Source organism: Aeromicrobium alkaliterrae (assembly GCF_039529015.1).
Lineage (GTDB): Bacteria > Actinomycetota > Actinomycetes > Propionibacteriales > Nocardioidaceae > Aeromicrobium > Aeromicrobium alkaliterrae.
Genome location: NZ_BAAAME010000004.1, coordinates 570,950 through 572,589, shown reverse-complemented (window position 1 = coordinate 572,589; position 1,640 = coordinate 570,950). Strand labels below are relative to the sequence as shown.

General features: G+C 74.2%; 2 protein-coding genes. One reads left to right on the top strand and one right to left on the bottom strand.

Annotated elements, in window-relative coordinates:
• Positions 1-71 precede the first annotated feature (71 nt).
• On the bottom strand, positions 72-743 hold the full coding sequence (locus ABD127_RS10860; protein WP_344201144.1) for an SDR family oxidoreductase: 672 nt from the start codon (positions 741-743) through the stop codon (positions 72-74).
• A 44-nt stretch (positions 744-787) separates the two neighbouring features.
• Between ABD127_RS10860 and ABD127_RS10855 the strand changes: the two genes are divergently transcribed.
• Positions 788-1,640: o-succinylbenzoate synthase (locus tag ABD127_RS10855; RefSeq protein WP_344202610.1), on the top strand; the 853-nt coding region annotated here is incomplete at its 3' end.

Below are 1,640 nucleotides of genomic sequence, written 5' to 3'. Positions count from 1 at the left end.
GGCGGGAACTCACTCGCGGCAGGGCGGGAATCCACTCGCGAGGGGGCGGGAATCCACTCGCGAGGGGTGGTTCAGAGGGGTTGGCCGGCGGTGGCCTCGCCCACGGCCTCGAGGATCGGGGTGGTGCCGCCGACGAGGTCCCACTGCTGGCGCACCGAGCGGCCGTCGTCGACCACCGCAGCGATCGCCGCGGCGACGTCGTCGCGGGTCACCTCGCCGCGGGCGACGTCGGCACCGAGGGCCACGTGACCCGTGCCCTCGTCGTCAGTCAGCTTGCCCGGACGCAGGATCGTCCACGAGAGCGACGTCTTGCGCAGGTGGTCGTCGGCGTCACGCTTCGCCTCGACGTACACGCGCCAGACCGGCTCGACGTCGTCGCCGAGCGGCTCGTCGACACCGATCGCCGAGACCTGCACGAAGCGGGCGATCCCGAGCGCCTCGGCGGCCTGGGCCGACCGGATCGAGCCCTCGAGGTCGACCGTGCGCTTGCGGTCGGCGTTGCCGTCGGGCCCGCCACCCGCCGCGAAGATGACGGCGTCGGCGCCCTCCAGCGCGGCGCGCAGTGCCTCGTCGTCGTCGTTCTCGAGGTCGAAGAGCCGGGTGTCGACGCCTGCCTGCTCGAGCTCGTCGGCCTGCTCCTGGCGGCGGACGAGGGCTCGGGGCTGGTGGCCTGAGTGGATGAGCTTGGGATGAACGAGGCGAGCGATCTGGCCCGCCCCTCCGACGATTGCGATGGTGGCCATGTCTCGAGCCTAGGGTCGCTGCGGTGACTAGGCTCGTCGGTGTGATGCCGATCGTCTACTCCCTGCCGCTGCGCGACCGCTTCCGCGGCATCACCCGGCGCGAGGGCGTGCTGGTCGAGGGACCGGCGGGCTGGGGCGAGTTCGCGCCGTTCGTCGAGTACGACGACGCGGAGGCCGCCCACTGGTGGGCCGCGGCGCACGAGGCCTCGACGCTCGGCTGGCCCGAGCCGGTCCGCGCGCAGGTGCCCGTCAACTGCATCGTGCCGGCCGTCACGCCCGAGCGGGCCGCCGAGATCGTGCTCGCGTCGGGCTGCCGCACGGCCAAGGTGAAGGTCGCCGAGCAGGGTCAGGACCTGGCCGAGGACCTCGCCCGGGTCGCGGCGGTGCGTGAGGCGCTCGGTCCCGACGGGCGGTTGCGCGTCGACGCCAACGGCGCCTGGGGGCTGCGCGAGGCGCTCGTCGCGGTGCTCGCGCTCGACGACGAGGTGGGGCTCGAGTACGTCGAGCAGCCCTGCGCGTCGGTCGAGGACCTGGCCCGCGTGCGCCAGGAGACCGACGTGCTCGTCGCGGCCGACGAGTCGATCCGCAAGGCCGACGACCCCTTCCTAGTCGCCGAGCTCGGAGCGGCCGACGTCGCCGTGCTGAAGGTCGCGCCGCTCGGCGGGGTCGCGGCCTGCCTGAGCATCGCCGAGCAGATCGGCCTGCCGGTCGTCGTCTCGAGCGCCGTGGACTCGTCGATCGGCCTCGCGGCCGGGCTGGCCCTCGCGGCCGCCCTGCCCGAGCTCCCGTTCGCGTGCGGCCTCGGCACGCAGGCCCTGCTCGAGGCCGACGTCGTGGCGCACCCGCTCGCGCCCATCGACGGGATGCTCGACGTCCGCCGGCCTGCGGTCGACCTCG